17 protein-coding genes and 2 tRNA genes are annotated in these 17,162 nt (G+C 48.4%); 7 read left to right on the plus strand and 12 right to left on the minus strand.

Annotation, left to right across the window (positions count from 1 at the left end):
* Positions 1 to 28: 28 nt before the first annotated feature.
* The 3 genes from ftsL to mraZ all read right to left on the minus strand — a co-directional run bounded on the left by ftsL (position 29) and on the right by mraZ (position 1,768).
* Positions 29 to 292 (minus strand): cell division protein FtsL, encoded by a 264-nt coding sequence (ftsL, locus tag ACTHTK_RS04470; protein ID WP_003681879.1) that lies wholly within the window; start codon positions 290 to 292, stop codon positions 29 to 31.
* 61 nt (positions 293 to 353) lie between these two features.
* A complete protein-coding gene (rsmH, locus tag ACTHTK_RS04475) occupies positions 354 to 1,316 on the minus strand; it encodes a 16S rRNA (cytosine(1402)-N(4))-methyltransferase RsmH (protein ID WP_440378410.1) in 963 nt (320 codons plus the stop codon).
* Positions 1,313 to 1,768 carry a division/cell wall cluster transcriptional repressor MraZ gene (gene mraZ / locus ACTHTK_RS04480; RefSeq protein WP_039861849.1) on the minus strand — a complete coding sequence of 152 codons (456 nt, stop codon included), beginning with the start codon at positions 1,766 to 1,768 and terminating at the stop codon, positions 1,313 to 1,315. Before mraZ ends, rsmH begins: the two co-directional genes overlap by 4 nt.
* 401 nt (positions 1,769 to 2,169) lie before the next feature.
* Here mraZ and ACTHTK_RS04485 point away from each other — a divergent pair, with 401 nt between their 5' ends.
* The 3 genes from ACTHTK_RS04485 (at position 2,170) to ACTHTK_RS04495 (ending at position 3,586) form a co-directional block, all read left to right on the plus strand.
* Positions 2,170 to 3,321 (plus strand): class I SAM-dependent methyltransferase, encoded by a 1,152-nt coding sequence (locus ACTHTK_RS04485; RefSeq protein ID WP_440378411.1) that lies wholly within the window; start codon positions 2,170 to 2,172, stop codon positions 3,319 to 3,321.
* A 106-nt stretch (positions 3,322 to 3,427) separates the two neighbouring features.
* Positions 3,428 to 3,504: transfer RNA gene (locus ACTHTK_RS04490), tRNA-Met, on the plus strand.
* A 6-nt stretch (positions 3,505 to 3,510) separates the two neighbouring features.
* Positions 3,511 to 3,586, plus strand: a tRNA-Ala gene (locus ACTHTK_RS04495).
* A 146-nt stretch (positions 3,587 to 3,732) separates the two neighbouring features.
* Here ACTHTK_RS04495 and ACTHTK_RS04500 read toward each other — a convergent pair.
* The 6 genes from ACTHTK_RS04500 to ACTHTK_RS04525 all read right to left on the minus strand — a co-directional run bounded on the left by ACTHTK_RS04500 (position 3,733) and on the right by ACTHTK_RS04525 (position 8,593).
* Complete coding sequence (locus ACTHTK_RS04500) at positions 3,733 to 4,137, minus strand: ClpXP protease specificity-enhancing factor (RefSeq protein WP_107723763.1); 405 nt, start codon at positions 4,135 to 4,137, stop codon at positions 3,733 to 3,735.
* 11 nt (positions 4,138 to 4,148) lie between these two features.
* On the minus strand, positions 4,149 to 4,754 hold the full coding sequence (locus tag ACTHTK_RS04505) for a glutathione S-transferase N-terminal domain-containing protein (RefSeq protein WP_039861850.1): 606 nt from the start codon (positions 4,752 to 4,754) through the stop codon (positions 4,149 to 4,151).
* Positions 4,755 to 4,968: 214 nt separating this feature from the next.
* Positions 4,969 to 5,757 (minus strand): cytochrome c1, encoded by a 789-nt coding sequence (locus ACTHTK_RS04510; protein ID WP_198341499.1) that lies wholly within the window; start codon positions 5,755 to 5,757, stop codon positions 4,969 to 4,971.
* Between the two features lie 14 nt (positions 5,758 to 5,771).
* Positions 5,772 to 7,121: a cytochrome b gene (locus ACTHTK_RS04515; protein WP_003681866.1), complete on the minus strand. Its 1,350-nt coding sequence runs from the start codon at positions 7,119 to 7,121 to the stop codon at positions 5,772 to 5,774.
* Positions 7,122 to 7,139: 18 nt separating this feature from the next.
* Complete coding sequence (gene petA / locus ACTHTK_RS04520) at positions 7,140 to 7,721, minus strand: ubiquinol-cytochrome c reductase iron-sulfur subunit (protein WP_070504243.1); 582 nt, start codon at positions 7,719 to 7,721, stop codon at positions 7,140 to 7,142.
* Between the two features lie 122 nt (positions 7,722 to 7,843).
* Positions 7,844 to 8,593 (minus strand): Nif3-like dinuclear metal center hexameric protein, encoded by a 750-nt coding sequence (locus tag ACTHTK_RS04525; protein ID WP_107723764.1) that lies wholly within the window; start codon positions 8,591 to 8,593, stop codon positions 7,844 to 7,846.
* A 175-nt stretch (positions 8,594 to 8,768) separates the two neighbouring features.
* Between ACTHTK_RS04525 and ACTHTK_RS04530 the strand changes: the two genes are divergently transcribed.
* Positions 8,769 to 9,695, plus strand: coding sequence for a LysR family transcriptional regulator (locus ACTHTK_RS04530; protein ID WP_003748251.1), 927 nt, complete (start codon positions 8,769 to 8,771; stop codon positions 9,693 to 9,695).
* Positions 9,696 to 9,770: 75 nt separating this feature from the next.
* Here ACTHTK_RS04530 and ACTHTK_RS04535 read toward each other — a convergent pair whose 3' ends face one another.
* The 3 genes from ACTHTK_RS04535 to dnaJ form a co-directional block, all read right to left on the minus strand.
* Complete coding sequence (locus ACTHTK_RS04535; protein ID WP_440378412.1) at positions 9,771 to 10,421, minus strand: TIGR01621 family pseudouridine synthase; 651 nt, start codon at positions 10,419 to 10,421, stop codon at positions 9,771 to 9,773.
* Between the two features lies 1 nt (position 10,422).
* Positions 10,423 to 11,001: a TMEM165/GDT1 family protein gene (locus ACTHTK_RS04540; RefSeq protein WP_070504231.1), complete on the minus strand. Its 579-nt coding sequence runs from the start codon at positions 10,999 to 11,001 to the stop codon at positions 10,423 to 10,425.
* Positions 11,002 to 11,291: 290 nt separating this feature from the next.
* Positions 11,292 to 12,461 (minus strand): molecular chaperone DnaJ, encoded by a 1,170-nt coding sequence (gene dnaJ / locus ACTHTK_RS04545; RefSeq protein ID WP_440378413.1) that lies wholly within the window; start codon positions 12,459 to 12,461, stop codon positions 11,292 to 11,294.
* A 210-nt stretch (positions 12,462 to 12,671) separates the two neighbouring features.
* On the opposite strand from dnaJ, the gene leuS reads away from it, so the two are divergent.
* From leuS to ACTHTK_RS04560, 3 genes are all read left to right on the plus strand, one after another.
* Complete coding sequence (leuS, locus tag ACTHTK_RS04550) at positions 12,672 to 15,302, plus strand: leucine--tRNA ligase (protein WP_440378414.1); 2,631 nt, start codon at positions 12,672 to 12,674, stop codon at positions 15,300 to 15,302.
* A 230-nt stretch (positions 15,303 to 15,532) separates the two neighbouring features.
* Entirely contained in the window at positions 15,533 to 16,345 is an 813-nt protein-coding gene (locus ACTHTK_RS04555; RefSeq protein ID WP_311476359.1) for a Dam family site-specific DNA-(adenine-N6)-methyltransferase, read from the plus strand.
* On the plus strand, positions 16,338 to 17,153 hold the full coding sequence (locus ACTHTK_RS04560) for a DNA-methyltransferase (RefSeq protein WP_440378415.1): 816 nt from the start codon (positions 16,338 to 16,340) through the stop codon (positions 17,151 to 17,153). Before ACTHTK_RS04555 ends, ACTHTK_RS04560 begins: the two co-directional genes overlap by 8 nt.
* The last annotated feature ends 9 nt before the right edge of the window (positions 17,154 to 17,162 follow it).

Consider the following 17,162-nt stretch of genomic DNA (forward strand, 5'->3'; position numbering starts at 1 on the left):
TAAACACCTTGAAAACAAGGCTATATTCTTATTTTTTGCGTTCCAGCATAGCCGTATTATGCGCACCTGGCGGAAGCAGATGTTGCTTTTCGGCCGCCACTTTAATCAGTTTGTGGTTGGCCAATCTTGCCTGCTCCAATTTCAAGCGCGCGTAATCCTGTTCCAACTGAATTTCCCGTTTTTGTGCCTTATCCAACTCGATAAAGTGCAAGCGCGACTGGTTTTGCTTAAACACTACGGCAAAGGCCGAAACCGTCACCAAAACCAGTAATAAAATATTCAACTTACCCATTTCAAACTTTCAGACGGCCTGTCAACAGAAACATCCCTTGCGACAATGCCGAAACGCTTCCCTAGTCAACAACCGAAAATTCGTCGCTGCTGCGCTCCGCCACACGCAAAACTGCACTGCGTGCACGCGGATTAGCTTCAGTCTCTGTCGAACCCGGTTTGATTGCTTTGCCCACAGCCTTCAAAGGCGGCTGAGGCAAATCCGCCTCTTTGACCACTGCCCAACGGGGTAATGGCGCATGTTGCGAATATTTTTTAATAAACTGCTTCACAATTCTGTCTTCCAGCGAATGGAACGCAATGACAGCCAAGCGTCCACCCTCTTTCAGACGGCCTGCAACCTGCGGCAAAACTGCCTCTACCTCTTCGAGCTCGCGGTTAATAAAGATGCGAGTTGCTTGGAAGGTGCGCGTTGCAGGGTCTTGTCCGCGCTCACGAGTACGGACGTTTTGCGCCACAAGCTGCGCCAGCTTGCGGGTTGTATCGATGGGACTCTCCTCGCGTTGCGCAACAATGGCGCGCGCAATCTGGCGACTAAACCGCTCTTCACCATAATTCTTAATGACCTCGTGTAAATCCTGTTCGGATGCGGTTGCAATCCATTCTGCCGCAGACATCCCGCGAGTCGGATCCATCCGCATATCCAACGGCGCATCAAAGCGGAAACTGAATCCGCGGCTGCCATCGTCAATTTGCGGCGACGAAATCCCCAAATCAAAAAGCGCACCGTCAATCTTATCGATGCCTAATTCATCCAAGGCCGTCTGAAATGTTTCAAAACCATTGTGTACGACACTGACACGTTTATCTTGGGCCGCCAGCTCATTAGCTACCGCAATCGCCTCCGGGTCTTTATCAAAAACAACCAAACGACCCTGCTCACCCAAACGTGACAAAATCAGCCGGGAATGCCCTCCCCTACCGAACGTACCGTCCACATAAATCCCGTCTTCACGGATTGCTAACGCATCCACCGCCTCATGCAACAAGACAGTAACATGCTGATAATTTTCAACTTTACTCACAATTGCAAATCCGTTTGACTTAATTGGAAAGCCAATTCATCAGGATCGATATCCAAAGCCTGATTCATTTCCTCTTCCCAATGTTCGCGACCCCACAACTCCATACGGTTTGCACGGCCAACCAAAGTAACTTCTTTTTCAAAATCCACACGTTTGCGCAGATTGGCCGGAATCAAAACACGTCCGGCGCTGTCCCACTCCAAAATCTCCGCATTGTGCAGCAGCAGATTTTGATACCGTTGCAAAGCTTCATTGCCGGCAACTTTCAACTTCAAAATCTGCTCGGCTTTTTCTTCCCAAACGGGCTCGGGGTACATCAATAATTTTTTTCGGGAATCCAGTGTGACCACAATTGCAGGCGTATAACGGCGCAGCAAAATATCGCGGAATTTGGCAGGAATCGCCAACCGCCCTTTACTGTCCATACTCAATTCATGAGCACCACCAAACACATCACACCTCAAATTCGATTAAAATAAAACTAGAGTGGGATTAAAAATCCCACCTTCCTAAAATATTTCGTTTTCACTTCTACGGAACACTTTTTGGGAAAAGTAACCACTTTCACCCACTATGCCCCACTAACCGACACTATAAGAAATTTTGGCAATCAGGTCAAATCAACCCTTTATCTGAAATGAAACACTAAACACTTAAAATTCAATAGCTTATATATATAAAAATGCATGACAAATTAATATGCCAGCCATTTTATATGGCATAAAACACCATATCTAGTATTGTTTATATTTTTAAAATACTACATATAGTATTTTTACACCCGATTATCACCCCTCTCACAAGGGGCTATAATATACAAACAAATTCAAATTTTTTACATTATCTAACAGTCATGAAGCCACAACTCCCCCTCCCTTCCACTGATGCACAAGCCTCTTCAGCACACCTGACGAAGCTCATAAAAAACGAAATTGAACAACATCAAAACTGGATACCCTTTTCCCGTTTTATGGAGCTTGCCCTTTACACACCTCAATACGGCTATTACAGTGGAGGCAGCCATAAAATCGGCACAGACGGCGACTTCATTACTGCCCCAACCCTCTCCCCCCTATTCGGACAAACCCTTGCCAAACAACTTGCCGAATTACTGCCGCAAACAGCAGGCAATATCTATGAATTTGGTGCAGGTACAGGCCATCTTGCCGCTACTTTGTTACAAAATCTTTCAGACGACCTGAGTCATTACTACATTATTGAGCTATCAGCAGAGCTTGCAGAGAGACAACGTCAACATATTCTTGAGCACACATCTCCCGAAGCAGCCGCCAAAATCATCCACCTCACCGCATTACCCGAACACTTTGACGGCATCATCATCGGCAACGAAGTATTGGATGCCATGCCGGTTGAACGCTTAATTTATCAAGATGGAGGATTTCAACAAATCGGCGTCAGCCTAGAGAATGACGAGCTAATCGAAGCCATCAGACCATTGACCCAATCCGAACTGATACAAACAGCCGCCTTATATTTTCCTCCCCTCTCTTCATACACAAGCGAGCTGCATCCGGCACAATATGCCTTTATCCAAACCCTGGCCGCTAAATTACAGCGCGGCGGCATGATATTTATCGATTACGGCTTCGACGCCGCCCAGTATTACCATCCGCAACGCAAAGAAGGCACATTTATCGGCCACTATCGCCACCACACCATCCACGACCCATTTTTCAATATCGGCCTAACCGATTTGACTGCGCACGTCAATTTCACCGATATTGCACGCGCCGGCACGGAAGCAGGTTTGGACTTAATCGGCTACCTGCCCCAATCCTATTTCCTGCTCAATCTCGGCATCACTGATCTACTTTCACAAATCGGCAGCCCGGATTCGGTTGAATATATCCAAGCCGCCGCCGCAGTACAGAAACTGATACATCAGCACGAAATGGGCGAACTTTTTAAAGTGATCGCTTTTGGCAAAGACATTGATATCGATTGGACAGGCTTCAGCCACGGCGATATTTGCCATAAGTTATAGCCTGACAACCTACTTTTTATTTTTTAAAAACAATAAGAAATAAAAAAAAGTAAAATTAGCGCTTGCCAAATATTCAAAAAAAACTATAATAGCGACTTCACGAAACGGCGAATTAGCTCAGTCGGTTAGAGCAGAGGAATCATAATCCTTGTGTCCGGGGTTCGAGTCCCTGATTCGCCACCAAATTTCGGGGGTATAGCTCAGTTGGTAGAGCGCTTGCATGGCATGCAAGAGGTCAGCGGTTCGATCCCGCTTACCTCCACCACTAAACAAAAAAGCTCTTGTTAAACACAAGAGCTTTTTTGTTTGGCTTAATCTTAATTAATAACTGATTGCTCATTAATTTTGCCATCTCAATACCCAATCAATAAAGGCCGTCTGAAACATTTCAGACGGCCTCTTGTCTTTTAATTACTTCACAAGCTTCAATACTTTTTTCGGTTTTTCTTCCGCAGATTCAGCTTTTTTATCTTCGACCACTGCAGCTTCGATAGAAGCAGGCTGATATGGTTCTACCTCAAACCCCATACCCTCTCCACTTTCGCGGCCAAATATACTGACAATATGACCGACCGGAATCCAAATCTCGTGCGCTACGCCGGAAAAGCGTGCAGAAAAATTGACCCACTCGTTGTCGATATTCAAGTTATGGCTGGCAGTAGGGCCAATATTTAAAACAATTTCATTGTCACGCACATACTGCATCGGCACACGGGTATGTTCATTTACCCAAACAACGATGTGCGGTGTTTGGTTATTGTCCAAACACCATTCATACAAAGCACGCAACAAATACGGTTTGGTTGAAGTTGCCATATATCCATCCTTTAGCGGCGCATGGCTTTTTCAGCCGGCGTCAATGCCTCAATAAAGGCTTCGCGTTGGAAAATACGCTCGGCGTACTTCAGCAAAGGCGCAGCAGATTTACCCAGTTTGATGTCGTAATAGTCCAAACGCCACAGCAGCGGAGACAAGGCAACATCAATCATAGAAAAGTCATCGCCCAAGATGTATTTGTTTTTAGTAAAAGATGGTGCCAACAATGTCAAACCATTGCCAATGGCTTCACGCGCTTTAGCTTGTTCTTTATTGGTAGATTCAGGGTTTTCCAACACTTGTACCAAGCTGAACAATTCTTTTTCCATACGGTACAGCACCAAACGGCCGCGACCGCGCATAACAGGATCACCCGGCATCAACTGAGGATGAGGGAAACGCTCATCAATGTATTCGTTGATGATGTTTGATTCGTGCAAAATCAAATCACGCTCAACTAGAACCGGTACTTGGTTATACGGATTCATCAAAGCCAAGTCTTCAGGTTTATTGAACACGTCCACATCTTTGATTTCAAAATCCATGCCTTTTTCGTACAGCACAAAACGGCAGCGTTGGCTGAATGGACAAGTAATACCCGAATACAAAGTCATCATAATCTTCTACTCCTGATCAATCTTTTCAGACGGCCTTAAGCCTTATAAAAATTCAGAAAGAATTATACATAATTTCAAATACTTAATCCAGAAATTTAAAATAACACACTGTTTACATTAAGCAATTTTTAGATTTGCATTAATCCGACATAAATTGATTAAGCAAACAAAAAAGGCAAACCTGAAACAGGTTTGCCTTTTTGATTCAAAAGAATTAATGAACGTCTTTCCAGAATTCTTTTTTCAGGAAGTACGCCAACGGCAACATTACGGCAAACAGGAATGTCAAAACCATGTAACCGATACGGTGGCGTTGCAATTGAGCAGGCTCACCCATGTATACCAGGTAGTTTACCAAATCGCGCACATACGCATCGTACTCTTTTTGGATCACTTTACCGTTAGGCAGGCGACGGCTGTGCAGACCGGTAGATTCCCAATACAGCTTAGGAGTCAGGTTGCCATGCTCGTCTTTAATCATAACAGGCTGACCTTTAGCATCCAACTCAACGGCTTGAATACCTTGTTGCTCCCACAATGGGTGAGGCATACTCGCGCCGGCCAAAACAGTATTGTTCCAACCGTTCGGACGAGTTGGGTCTTTATAGAAACCGCGCATATAGGCGTACAGGTAGTCTGCACCTTTAGAACGAGCAATCAGGGTCAAATCCGGCGGAGGCGCACCCAACCATTTGGAGGCATCTTTCGGATCCATTGCCGCTACCATTACGTCACCAACGTTGTCTGTTGTGAACATCAGGTTTTTCTTGATTTCATCTTCAGTCAAACCAATATCTTTCAGACGGTTGAAGCGCATACCGCTTGCAGAGTGGCAAGACAAACAGTAGTTTGTAAAGATTTGCGCACCGTGCTGCAGACTGACTTGATCACGCAGGTCGATATCGACTTTTTCGTAGTTTGCATGGCCGCCGCTGGCGACGGCTGCACTCATAGGCACTGCCAGCAATAAGGCAGCAAACCAGTTTTTCAGAGTTTGTTTCATTTTCGCTGCCCTCATCAGATATTGGTTGCAAACAAATAAGCACCAACAACGGTAATACCGACGTAAACAAAGAACATAATTTTTTGTTTAGTAGTGCTCATGGTTACGCGTTCAGGAACTGGTTTGTTGGTATCCAGTTTGGTATAGAACGGCATACCCAGGAAGAATGCAAAGTAGACGAAAGACAGGATACGTGCAACCAAAGTACGAGTATCAGTTGCTACCATTGCACCCAAAATACCCAAACCGATGAAGGCAATGATGAACAGAACCAACGCAGTTTTGAAGATTGGGCCGCGATAACGGACAGATTTAACCTCGCCTTTATCCAACCAAGGCAACAAGGCAATCAGTACAACTGCTGCCCCCATACCGATTACACCCCATACCTGAGTACCGGCAAAGGAAGGAATCGCACGCAAAATTGCGTAGAACGGAGTGAAGTACCATACCGGCGCAATGTGAGGAGGTGTTTTCAGCGCATTAGCTGCATCGAAGTTTGGCGCTTCCAAGAAGTAGCCGCCGCCTTCAGGTGCAAAGAACAACACAGAACAGAAGACAATCAGGAATACAACGACGCCCAAGATGTCTTTAACGGTGTAGTAAGGATGGAATGGGATACCATCGCGTGGAATACCGTTTTCGTCTTTGTTTTTCTTGATTTCAACACCATCAGGGTTGTTAGAACCCACTTCGTGCAGGGCGATGATGTGAGCCACAACCAAGCCGAGCAATACCAGAGGTACTGCGATAACGTGCAGGGCGAAGAAGCGGTTCAAAGTAACGTCGGAAACGTTGAAGTCACCACGAATCCAAGTGGACAAATCAGGACCGATAACAGGGATGGCGGAGAACAGGTTAATAATTACCTGCGCACCCCAGAAGGACATTTGACCCCAAGGCAACAGGTAACCCATAAAGGCTTCTGCCATCAATGCCAAGAAAATCAGGGAACCGAAAATCCACACCAATTCACGAGGTTTTTTGTATGAACCGTAAATCAGACCACGGAACATGTGTAGATAAACGACGATGAAGAAGAAAGATGCGCCGGTGGAGTGCATGTAGCGGATAATCCAGCCGCCGGACACGTCGCGCATGATGTACTCTACTGCGGTAAAGGCAGCAGGCAGATGGTAGGCGTTAAGGTTGCCGTCCGGTTTGTAGTTCATGGTCAGGAAAATACCGCTGACGATTTGAATTACAAGGACAAGCAGGGCCAAAGAGCCGAAGTAATACCAGAAGTTGAAGTTCTTCGGCGCATAGTATTGAGCCAAATGCTCATTCCACATTTTAGACAGAGGGAAGCGAGCGTCCATCCAGCCTAACAATGCTTTTGCTTTGCTATTGGTTTGGTTTGCCATAATTATCGTTCCTTATTTTTAGTCTTCGCCCACCAAAACAGTTGTATCGCTCAGATATTTGTAAGGCGGTACAACCAAGTTGGTCGGTGCAGGAACACCTTTGTATACTCGGCCTGCAATGTCGAATTTCGAACCGTGGCAAGGGCAGAAGAAACCGCCTTTCCAGTCTGCACCCAAGTCGGCGGGAGCAATGTCGGGACGGTAAGTCGGAGAGCAACCCAGGTGGGTACAGATACCGATAGCGACGAGAAGGTTCGGCTTGATCGAACGGGTCTCGTTTTTACAATTTTCGGGCTGATGATCCACTTCGGAATTAGGGTCTGTAACTGCACCATCCAAACTTTTCAAGTCTTTGAGCTGTTGATCTGTGCGGTTGACCAGCCAAATCGGTTTACCCTGCCATTCGGCAGTCAGCATTTGGCCTGCTTCGATTTTGCTGACATCTACTTCGACAGCAGCACCGGCAGCCTTAGCTTTCTCCGATGGGAAGAAGCTGGCCACGAAAGGCGTAGCTACGCCCAGAGCCGCCACACCGCCTGCACCGCAAGTAGCCAGTGTCAGGAAACGGCGGCGACCGTTGTTGATTTCTTGATTATCCATTATTCAGTCGTCCTAAAATTTTGGGAATACCGAGCCATTAAACAGCGTAATTCTACCTAGTTTGTTGTAATACTCAAAGCATTATTTAAAATAAGGTAAAGTTTTATGATATTGCTCAATACTCAAGCAGGATTGTTTTCATCAAAGTGAACCACTTCGATACCGAATTTTTCTGCCACGGCATCGCCTAAGGCACGTACGCCGTAGCGTTCTGTCGCATGATGGCCAGCGCTGATAAATGCCACACCTGTTTCATTGGCAAGATGATATTGCGCTTCGGAAATTTCACCGGTCAGATACGCATCGACACCTTCGTCTACGGCCGTCTGAAAAAATCCCTGCGCACCGCCGCTGCACCAGGCAATACGTTTGATTTTACGTTCAAGATCGCCGATAACGGTCGGCTTGCGGCCGAATACCGCCTCAATGCGTTCAGATAACTGCACCAGCGTTTGCGTGGTTTTCAGACGGCCTGTATTTAACAGGTTTTGCTCGCCGAATTGTTTTTCGAGTACCCAATCGAGTTTCTCAGCCAACTGTGCGTTATTGCCTAATTGCGGGTGCGCGTCCAGCGGCAGGTGGTAGCCCGCCATATTGATTTGGTGTTGCAGCAAGGTTTCAATGCGTGCTTTTTTCCAACCGGTAATCGTGACAGGCTCGCTTTTCCAAAACATACCGTGGTGGACCAAAAGCAGATCCGCTCCCTGCGCTACGGCAAAATCGATTGCTGCTTTGCTGGCGGTAACCGAAGTGGCGATTTTGGCAATTTCTTCTTTGCCTTCGACCTGCAGACCATTGGGCGCATAGTCCTTAAACAGCCCGACCTGCAAAGTCTCATCACACCAAGCCAGAATTTCGCGGCGTAAAGCCATATTCCGCTCCTTATATCTATCTTCAAAAACAGCTTCGCATTCTAACCGCAAAATCTGTTTATGCCTCAAATTCTTACATTCCGATTTCAGCAATCATTCCCAACATTAATCATTTGCACATCATCATGAATTATTTTAATATACCCCACCTTACCTACAGGCCGTCTGAAAACACATGGACTCTATTATCGAATTGCGTCATCTCAAAACCTTGCTGGCTTTAGAAGAAACCGGCAGCGTTTCCCTTGCCGCCAAACGGGTTTTCCTGACCCAATCCGCCCTGTCGCACCAAATCCGCGCCTTGGAAAATTATTACGAAACGCCGTTGTTTGAACGCAAATCCACACCTTTGCGCTTCACACCTGCCGGTATGCGCCTATTGCAACTGGCGCGCGAGCTGTTGCCGCAGGTTGCCGCCGCCGAACGTGATTTGGTGCGGATTATCGAAGGCGAAGCGGGCGAACTCAGACTTGCCGTCGAGTGCCACACCTGCTTTGACTGGCTGATGCCTGCCATGGGCGAATTCCGCCCGTTATGGCCGCAAGTTGAATTGGACATCGTTTCTGGTTTCCAAGCCGATCCGGTCGGGCTGCTGCTGCAACACCGCGCCGACCTTGCCATCGTTTCCGAAGCCGAGCCGCTCAACGGCATCAGCTACCGCCCCCTGTTTGCCTATGAAATGGTCGGCATCTGCGCAGAAGACCACCCGCTTGCCGACAAAGACGTTTGGGAAGCGGAAGACTTTATCGACGAAACCCTGATTACTTATCCCGTCCCCGACGAAATGCTGGATTTGCCCAAAAAAGTGCTGCTGCCCAAAGGCATTAATCCGCCGCGCCGCCACAGCGAGCTGACCATTGCCATTATTCAGCTGGTTGCCAGCAAACGCGGCATCGCCGCCCTGCCCTATTGGACAGTCATGCCATATTTGGAAAAAGGCTACGTCGTCCACCGCAAAATCACTTCAGACGGCCTGCAGAGCAAACTTTATGCAGCCATTCGTACGGAAGATGCCAACAAAGGCTATCTGGACAACTTCTGCCAAATCACGCACGACCGCTGTTTTGCCGACTTGCCGGGCTTGAGCGAATTGGAAATGTAAACTTGAAACAATCAAAAGGCCGTCTGAACAATTTTCAGACGGCCTTTTTTAATATATACAAAAACTCTACTGCTTCTATTCGGATTCATCCGAACCCAAACACGCCGACAAATCGATTTCAGACGGCCATGTTTTATCAGGCGTAACCCGAATATCGAAATGCTCGCCGCGATAGTCGAACACCAAACGCCAAGCGTGTAGAAACAGATGTCCCGCCTCATCGCCGCCATACAGCGTATCGCCCAAAATCGGACTGCCTATGCTTTTCATGGCCACGCGCAGCTGATGGGTTTTGCCGGTAAACGGTTGCAACACAAACAGGCGCAAACCGGGCTTCAGGCTTTGGCTGCTGAAACGGGTAACGGCAAAATTATCCTCATCACGCGTCAGCTTCCATGTACCGCGCCGCGAACGCGCCATACCGCCTTTCACCCAGCCCTGCTTTTTCGCCGGCTTGTGCGTACCGAGTGCCAAATAAGTTTTACGCATGGTTTTCTCGGCAAACTGTGCCGACAAAGCGGCCGCGCTGTCGCGGTTTAACGCAAACAGCAACAGGCCGCTGGTGGCTTTATCCAAACGGTGAACCAGCCACACGCGCTCAACGCCGAGCTGCTGCGCCAGCGAAGCAGTCAGGCAAACATCCCCTTCCGATTCATTATGTACCGATACGCCGCAAGGCTTATTGATGACCACAAAGTCTTTATGTTCAAAAACAATGTCCCACATTTCAGACGGCCTTCAACACAATACCGTCGCCAAGCAGGGTCAAAATACCCAGTAAGCAGAACAAGATACACGCAACAATGCGCACTGCTTTGGCCGGAATCTTGCGCATCAACATTTCGCCCAAATACACGGTAGGCACAGAAGCAATCATCAAACCGGCAATACTGCCGACCACGACCAGCAGGATAGATTGGTATTTTGCCGCCAAAAGAACCGTCGCAATCTGCGTTTTATCGCCGATTTCCGCCAAGAAAAACAGGACGACCGTCGCCGTAAATGCGCCGTATTTCAGCCACTTACCGTCAGGGTCTTCGTCTTTGTCCGGCAACAGCAGCCATAAACCGACCGCAATAAAGCTGCCGCCGACCACCCATTTCATGACTTCGGGCGAAATAGCGGATGCCAGCCAGACACCGAGTGCGGCTGAAACAAGATGGTTCAACAGGGTTGCAATAAAGATACCGGCAACAATCGCGTTTTTATGGGCAAAACGTGCTGCCAAAAAGAGCGCGAGTAATTGCGTCTTATCGCCGATTTCGGCAATGGCAACGCCCAGCGTCGAGGAGAAAAAAGCTTCCATAATTTAAGATACTCAACCGAAAAGCGGGCAAACAAAAAGCGCTGTGCATACCGCCCGCAAGGGTATGGACAACGCTTACGTCTTGCCTGTCTTCCGATAAAGCAGAGAAGATACCGCTGCCACGGCCGCAAAGCCGATTATGTTGACAACGGTTTCGGCATTGCGCCGAATGGCTACTCCCGTAAGAGTGAAGCGCGGATTTTACGGCAAACAAAAGTTTGAAGCAAGAAAAACAAAAGGCCGTCTGAAACCTGATTTAAGCAGGTTTCAGACGGCCTTTTTCACAGCGATTAATTATCGGAGAACAAATCGCCTACTTTTTCACCTACTTTTTCCCAAAACGATTTTTTGCGCGGGGTTTGGCTGAGATTGAGGCCGGAGGAGATTTTTTCAAATTCTTCCAGCAACTCTTTCTGACGGTCGGTCAGGTTGACCGGTGTTTCAACCAAAATGTGGCAGTACAAATCGCCGGTCGAGCTGGAGCGCAGAGACTTGATGCCTTTGCCTTTCACGCGCATACGGCGGCCGGTTTGCGTTTCTTTCGGAATGTGCAGTTTGACTTTGCCGTCCAAAGTCGGCACTTCGACTTCGCCGCCCAATGCGGCAATGGCAAAGCTGATCGGCAGTTCGCAATGCAGGTCCAGGCCGTTGCGCTCGAAGATTTTGTGCTGTCTTACGCGGACATTGACGTACAAATCGCCTGCCGGTGCGCCGTGTTGACCCGGCTCGCCCTCGCCGCTCAAGCGGATGCGTTGACCGTCGTCGATGCCTGCAGGAATGTTGACTTCAACCGTTTTGCTGGTCTTGGTGCGGCCTTCGCCACGGCATTTGACGCAAGGATCTTTGATTTCTTTGCCTGTGCCGTGACAAGTCGGACAAGTCTGCTGCATTTGGAAAATGGCTTGGATTACATGTACCGTACCTGTGCCATCACAGTGTGAACAAGTCGATGCGGATGTGCCCGGCTTGGCACCTGAGCCGTGGCAGACATCACATTCTTCGTAAGTCGGAATGTTGATGCGTTTTTTCACGCCTTTGGCGGCTTCTTCAAGCGAAATCTCTATGCCGACCTGCAAGTCCGCGCCGCTGTAATCCGGCTGACGGCCGCCTGCTCTACCGCCACCGCCGAACATTTGGCTGAAAATATCGGAAAAATCAAAGCCTTGCGCGCCACCGAATCCGCCCTGGCCGCCAAAACCGCCAAAGCCACCGAATCCGCCCGCACCTGCGCCCTGTTCGAACGCGGCATGGCCGTATTGGTCGTACATGGTACGTTTTTCCTTGTCAGACAAGGTGTCGTAAGCTTTTTGGACTTCTTTAAATTTTTCTTCCGCTTCTTTGTTGTCAGGGTTGCGGTCGGGATGGTATTTCATTGCCAGCTTGCGGTAGGCTTTTTTGATTTCATCGTCGCTAGCGCTGCGGGCAACACCAAGGGTTTCGTAAAAATCTTTATTGCTCATAATTTTGATAGTGTTAAGAATGAATTCAAACTGGGTGGGATATGTGGGCGAGTATCAAAAACTCAAGTCAGTATTTTCAAGGCCGTCTGAAATTGTGCTTTTCCGACATCCAAACATTCAGACGGCCTTTGTCAAACCGACAGGCCCGACAACCTGCTATAATCCCATCTTTATTTTTTCCAACGTTTTCAAGCGAAAAACAGAATGACCATGCAAGAACATTACCAACCCGCCGCCATCGAGCCTGCGGCGCAGAAAAAATGGGACGACGAGCGTATTTTCAACGTCTCCGAAGACGCTTCCAAACCCAAATACTACTGCCTCTCCATGTTCCCCTACCCCAGCGGCAAGCTGCACATGGGGCATGTACGCAACTACACCATCGGCGACGTATTGAGCCGCTTCAAACTCTTAAACGGCTTCAACGTCATGCAGCCTATGGGTTGGGACGCGTTCGGTATGCCTGCGGAAAACGCGGCGATGAAAAACAACGTTGCCCCCGCTGCATGGACTTACGACAACATCGAATACATGAAAACCCAGCTCAAAAGCCTGGGTTTTGCGATTGACTGGGAGCGCGAAGTCGCTACCTGCAAACCCGAATACTACCGCTGGGAACAATGGCTGTTTACCAAGCTGTTTGAAAAAGGCATCGTCTATCGCAAAAACGGCACGGTGAACTGGGACCCGGTCGACCAAACCGTCCTTGCCAACGAGCAAGTCATCGACGGACGTGGCTGGCGTTCGGGCGCGTTGATCGAAAAACGCGAAATCCCGATGTATTACTTCAAAATCACCGATTACGCCGAAGAGCTGCTCAACGATTTGGACAAGCTGGAACACTGGCCGGAACAAGTCAAAACCATGCAGCGCAACTGGATCGGCAAATCGCGCGGCATGACCGTGCGCTTTGCTGTTTCAGACGACAGCAAACAAGGTTTGGAAGGCGATTACGCGAAGTTCCTGCAAGTTTATACCACCCGTCCCGACACGCTGATGGGCGCGACTTATGTTGCCGTTGCCGCCGAGCATCCGCTGGCAACCGCCGCAGCCGCCGACAAACCCGAATTGCAGGCATTTATCGCCGAATGCAAAGCCGGTTCGGTTGCCGAAGCCGATATGGCGACAATGGAGAAAAAAGGCGTGCCGACCGGCCGCTACGTCGTCAACCCGCTCAACGGCGACAAGCTGGAAGTGTGGATTGCCAACTATGTATTGTGGGGCTACGGCGACGGCGCAGTGATGGCGGTTCCGGCGCACGACGAACGCGATTTCGAGTTCGCCACCAAATACAATCTGCCGAAAAAACAAGTGATTGCCGTCGGTGACAACGCATTCGACGCAAACCAATGGCAAGAATGGTACGGCGACAAAGAAAACGGCGTATTGGTCAACAGCGGCGACTTGGACGGCATGAATTTTCAGACGGCCTTCGACGCCATTGCCGCCAAACTGCAAAGCCAAGACGCAGGCGAACCGAAAACCCAATACCGCCTGCGCGACTGGGGTATTTCGCGCCAACGCTACTGGGGCTGCCCGATTCCTATCGTTCATTGCGAAAAATGCGGCGACGTCCCCGTCCCTGCCGACCAACTGCCCGTCGTTTTGCCTGAAAACGTCGTACCCGACGGCATGGGTTCGCCACTGGCAAAAATGCCTGAGTTTTACGAAACCACCTGCCCATGCTGCGGTGGCGCGGCGAAACGCGAAACCGACACCATGGACACCTTCATGGAATCGAGCTGGTATTTCTTCCGCTACATGTCGCCCAAATTTTCAGACGGCATGGTCGATCCTGCCGCCGCGAAATACTGGGGCTCGGTCGACCAATACATCGGCGGTATCGAACACGCGATTCTGCACCTCTTGTACGCGCGCTTCTTCACCAAACTGATGCGCGACGAAGGTTTGGTCAATGTTGACGAACCGTTTGAACGCCTGCTCACTCAAGGCATGGTCGTCTGCGAAACCTACTACCGCGAAAACGCCAACGGCAGCAAAGACTGGATCAACCCTGCCGATGTCGAGCTGACTTTCGACGACAAAGGCCGCCCTGTTTCCGCCGTTCTGAAAGCCGACGGCCTGCCTGTCGTCATCAGCGGCACGGAAAAAATGTCCAAGTCCAAAAACAACGGCGTCGATCCGCAAGAGCTGATTAACGCCTACGGCGCGGATACCGCCCGCCTGTTCATGATGTTTGCCGCACCGCCCGAACAGTCCCTCGAATGGAGCGACAGCGGCGTCGAAGGCGCACACCGCTTCCTGCGCCGCCTGTGGCGTACCGTTTACGAATACCTGAAACAAGGCGGCGCGGTCAAAGCGTTTGCAGGCAGCCAAGACGGTTTATCTAAAGAACTCAAGGACCTGCGCCACAAACTGCATTCCACCATCGCCAAAGTCAGCGACGACTACGGCCGCCGTCAGCAGTTCAACACCGCCATCGCCGCCGTGATGGAACTGTTCAACCAATACGACAAAACCGACACCAACGGCGAACAAGGCCGAGCCGTCGCCCAAGAAGTATTGGAAGCCGTCGTACGCCTGCTGTGGCCCATCGTGCCGCACATCAGCGAAACCCTGTGGAGCGAATTAAACGGCGCGAAACTGTGGGAAGCAGGCTGGCCAACAGTCGATGAAGCCGCTTTGGTCAAATCCGAAATCGAAGTGATGGTTCAAGTCAACGGCAAACTGCGCGGCAAAATCACCGTCGCCGCCGACGCATCCAAAGCCGACCTCGAAGCCGCCGCCCTTGCCAACGAAGGCGCAGTAAAATTCATGGAAGGCAAGCCTGCTAAAAAAATCATCGTCGTACCCGGACGTTTGGTAAATATCGTCGTCTAAACCGCTTTTAAGGTTTAGCCATACGGATAAAGGCCGTCTGAAACTTGGTTTTCAGACGGCCTTTTTAAGGTAGATTAAACTAATAAGCCCAATAACACATTGGGATGGAAAGATTCCATTGGATTTAGAATCACTCTACACACGTCCCAAAAAACATAAATCCGTTGTATTCCTCACGATGTTTTGGCACAATTCGAAGCCAATCAACCACGCTTGTACTTGGCATCCTAATGGCTTCAAAACCCTTCCTAAAATGGGCTGGTGGCAAACATAAACTTGTCCCCTTTATCGAACACAATCTACCCACTCCTGCACGAAAACGTCTGATTGAACCCTTTTGCGGTTCTGCCGCTTTGTCTCTTGCATTAGATTTCGAACATTATCTGCTCAATGATATTAACGCTGACTTAATCGGCTTATTCCGTATCCTAAAAGAAGAAAAATCCGGATTCATAGACTATACCCGCTCTTTCTTTACTTCTGAAAACAATAGCGATTCAAGATTCTATGAATTGCGGGAACAATTCAACTTCAGCCAAGATCTACACGAACGTTCAGCGCTATTTATTTATTTGAACCGCCATGCTTTTAACGGTTTATGCCGTTACAACAGCAAAGGGGCATTCAATGTGCCGTTTGGACGCTACAAATCTCCTTACTTTCCCCAACAAGAAATGGAAGGTTTCATTCAAAAATCTGACAGAGTTGAATTAATGTGCGGAGATTTTCAAACAATCCTGTCCCTGATAAACAATACAGATACTGTTTATTGTGATCCTCCTTATGCACCTTTAAGCCCAACCGCTTCATTTACCACTTATGCCAAAGAAGGTTTCAATTTAGACGATCAAATCCGTCTTGCCCAGTCAGCCCAACAAATTGCGCCTAACTCTCAAGGCGTTTTGATTTCAAATCATGATACTGAATTTACGAGAGATATTTATTCTTCTGCCATTCTGAAAACGGTTGAAGTACAGCGCAATATTGCCGCCAAAGGCAGCAGTCGTAAGAAAGTCGGAGAATTATTGGCAATTTATGAGTGATTTCAACAAACTGGCTGAAGAAGCTGCCATTTATCAAAGTCGTTTGAAAAAAATTGTTTCAGACGACCTTGTCCTCTACAACGAAAATTCCCTTAACGTCATGCGGAAGATATTGGAAAAACATCCAAACGGCTGTTTTGATATGATTTTCGCAGACCCGCCTTACTTTCTTTCCAATGACGGTTTCAGTTGTCAAAGTGGACAAATGGTTTCCGTTAATAAGGGTAACTGGGATAAATCCAAAGGGATGGCGGCAGATTTGGAATTCTACGAAGAATGGCTTCGACTGTGTTACGCCTTATTAAAACCAAACGGCACAATTTGGGTTTGCGGCACATTCCATAATATTTATTTAATCGGCTACCTGATGCAAACCATCGGATACCATATTTTGAACAATATTACTTGGGAAAAACCCAATCCTCCCCCTAATTTGTCCTGCCGTTTTTTTACCCATTCGACAGAAACAATCTTATGGGCAAAGAAAAATAAAAAAGCCAAACATACGTTTCATTATGAAATGATGAAAGCACAAAATAATGGCAAACAGATGAAATGTGTTTGGACATTCCCTCCTCCCAATAAAGCCGAAAAAACATTCGGCAAACATCCGACACAAAAACCACTCCCCTTGCTTGAACGCTGCATACTCTCAGCTTCAAACATCGGAGATTTAATTTTTGACCCTTTCATGGGCAGTGGCACGACAGGCGTTGCTGCCTTAAAACATGGTCGGAAATTTTGTGGTTGCGAACTAGAAGAAGATTTTTTTGAATTGGCAAAGAAAAGGCTACAACAAAAGCTGTAGCCCCATTTT

Source organism: Neisseria sp. P0006.S009 (assembly GCF_051962915.1).
GTDB lineage: Bacteria > Pseudomonadota > Gammaproteobacteria > Burkholderiales > Neisseriaceae > Neisseria > Neisseria subflava_E.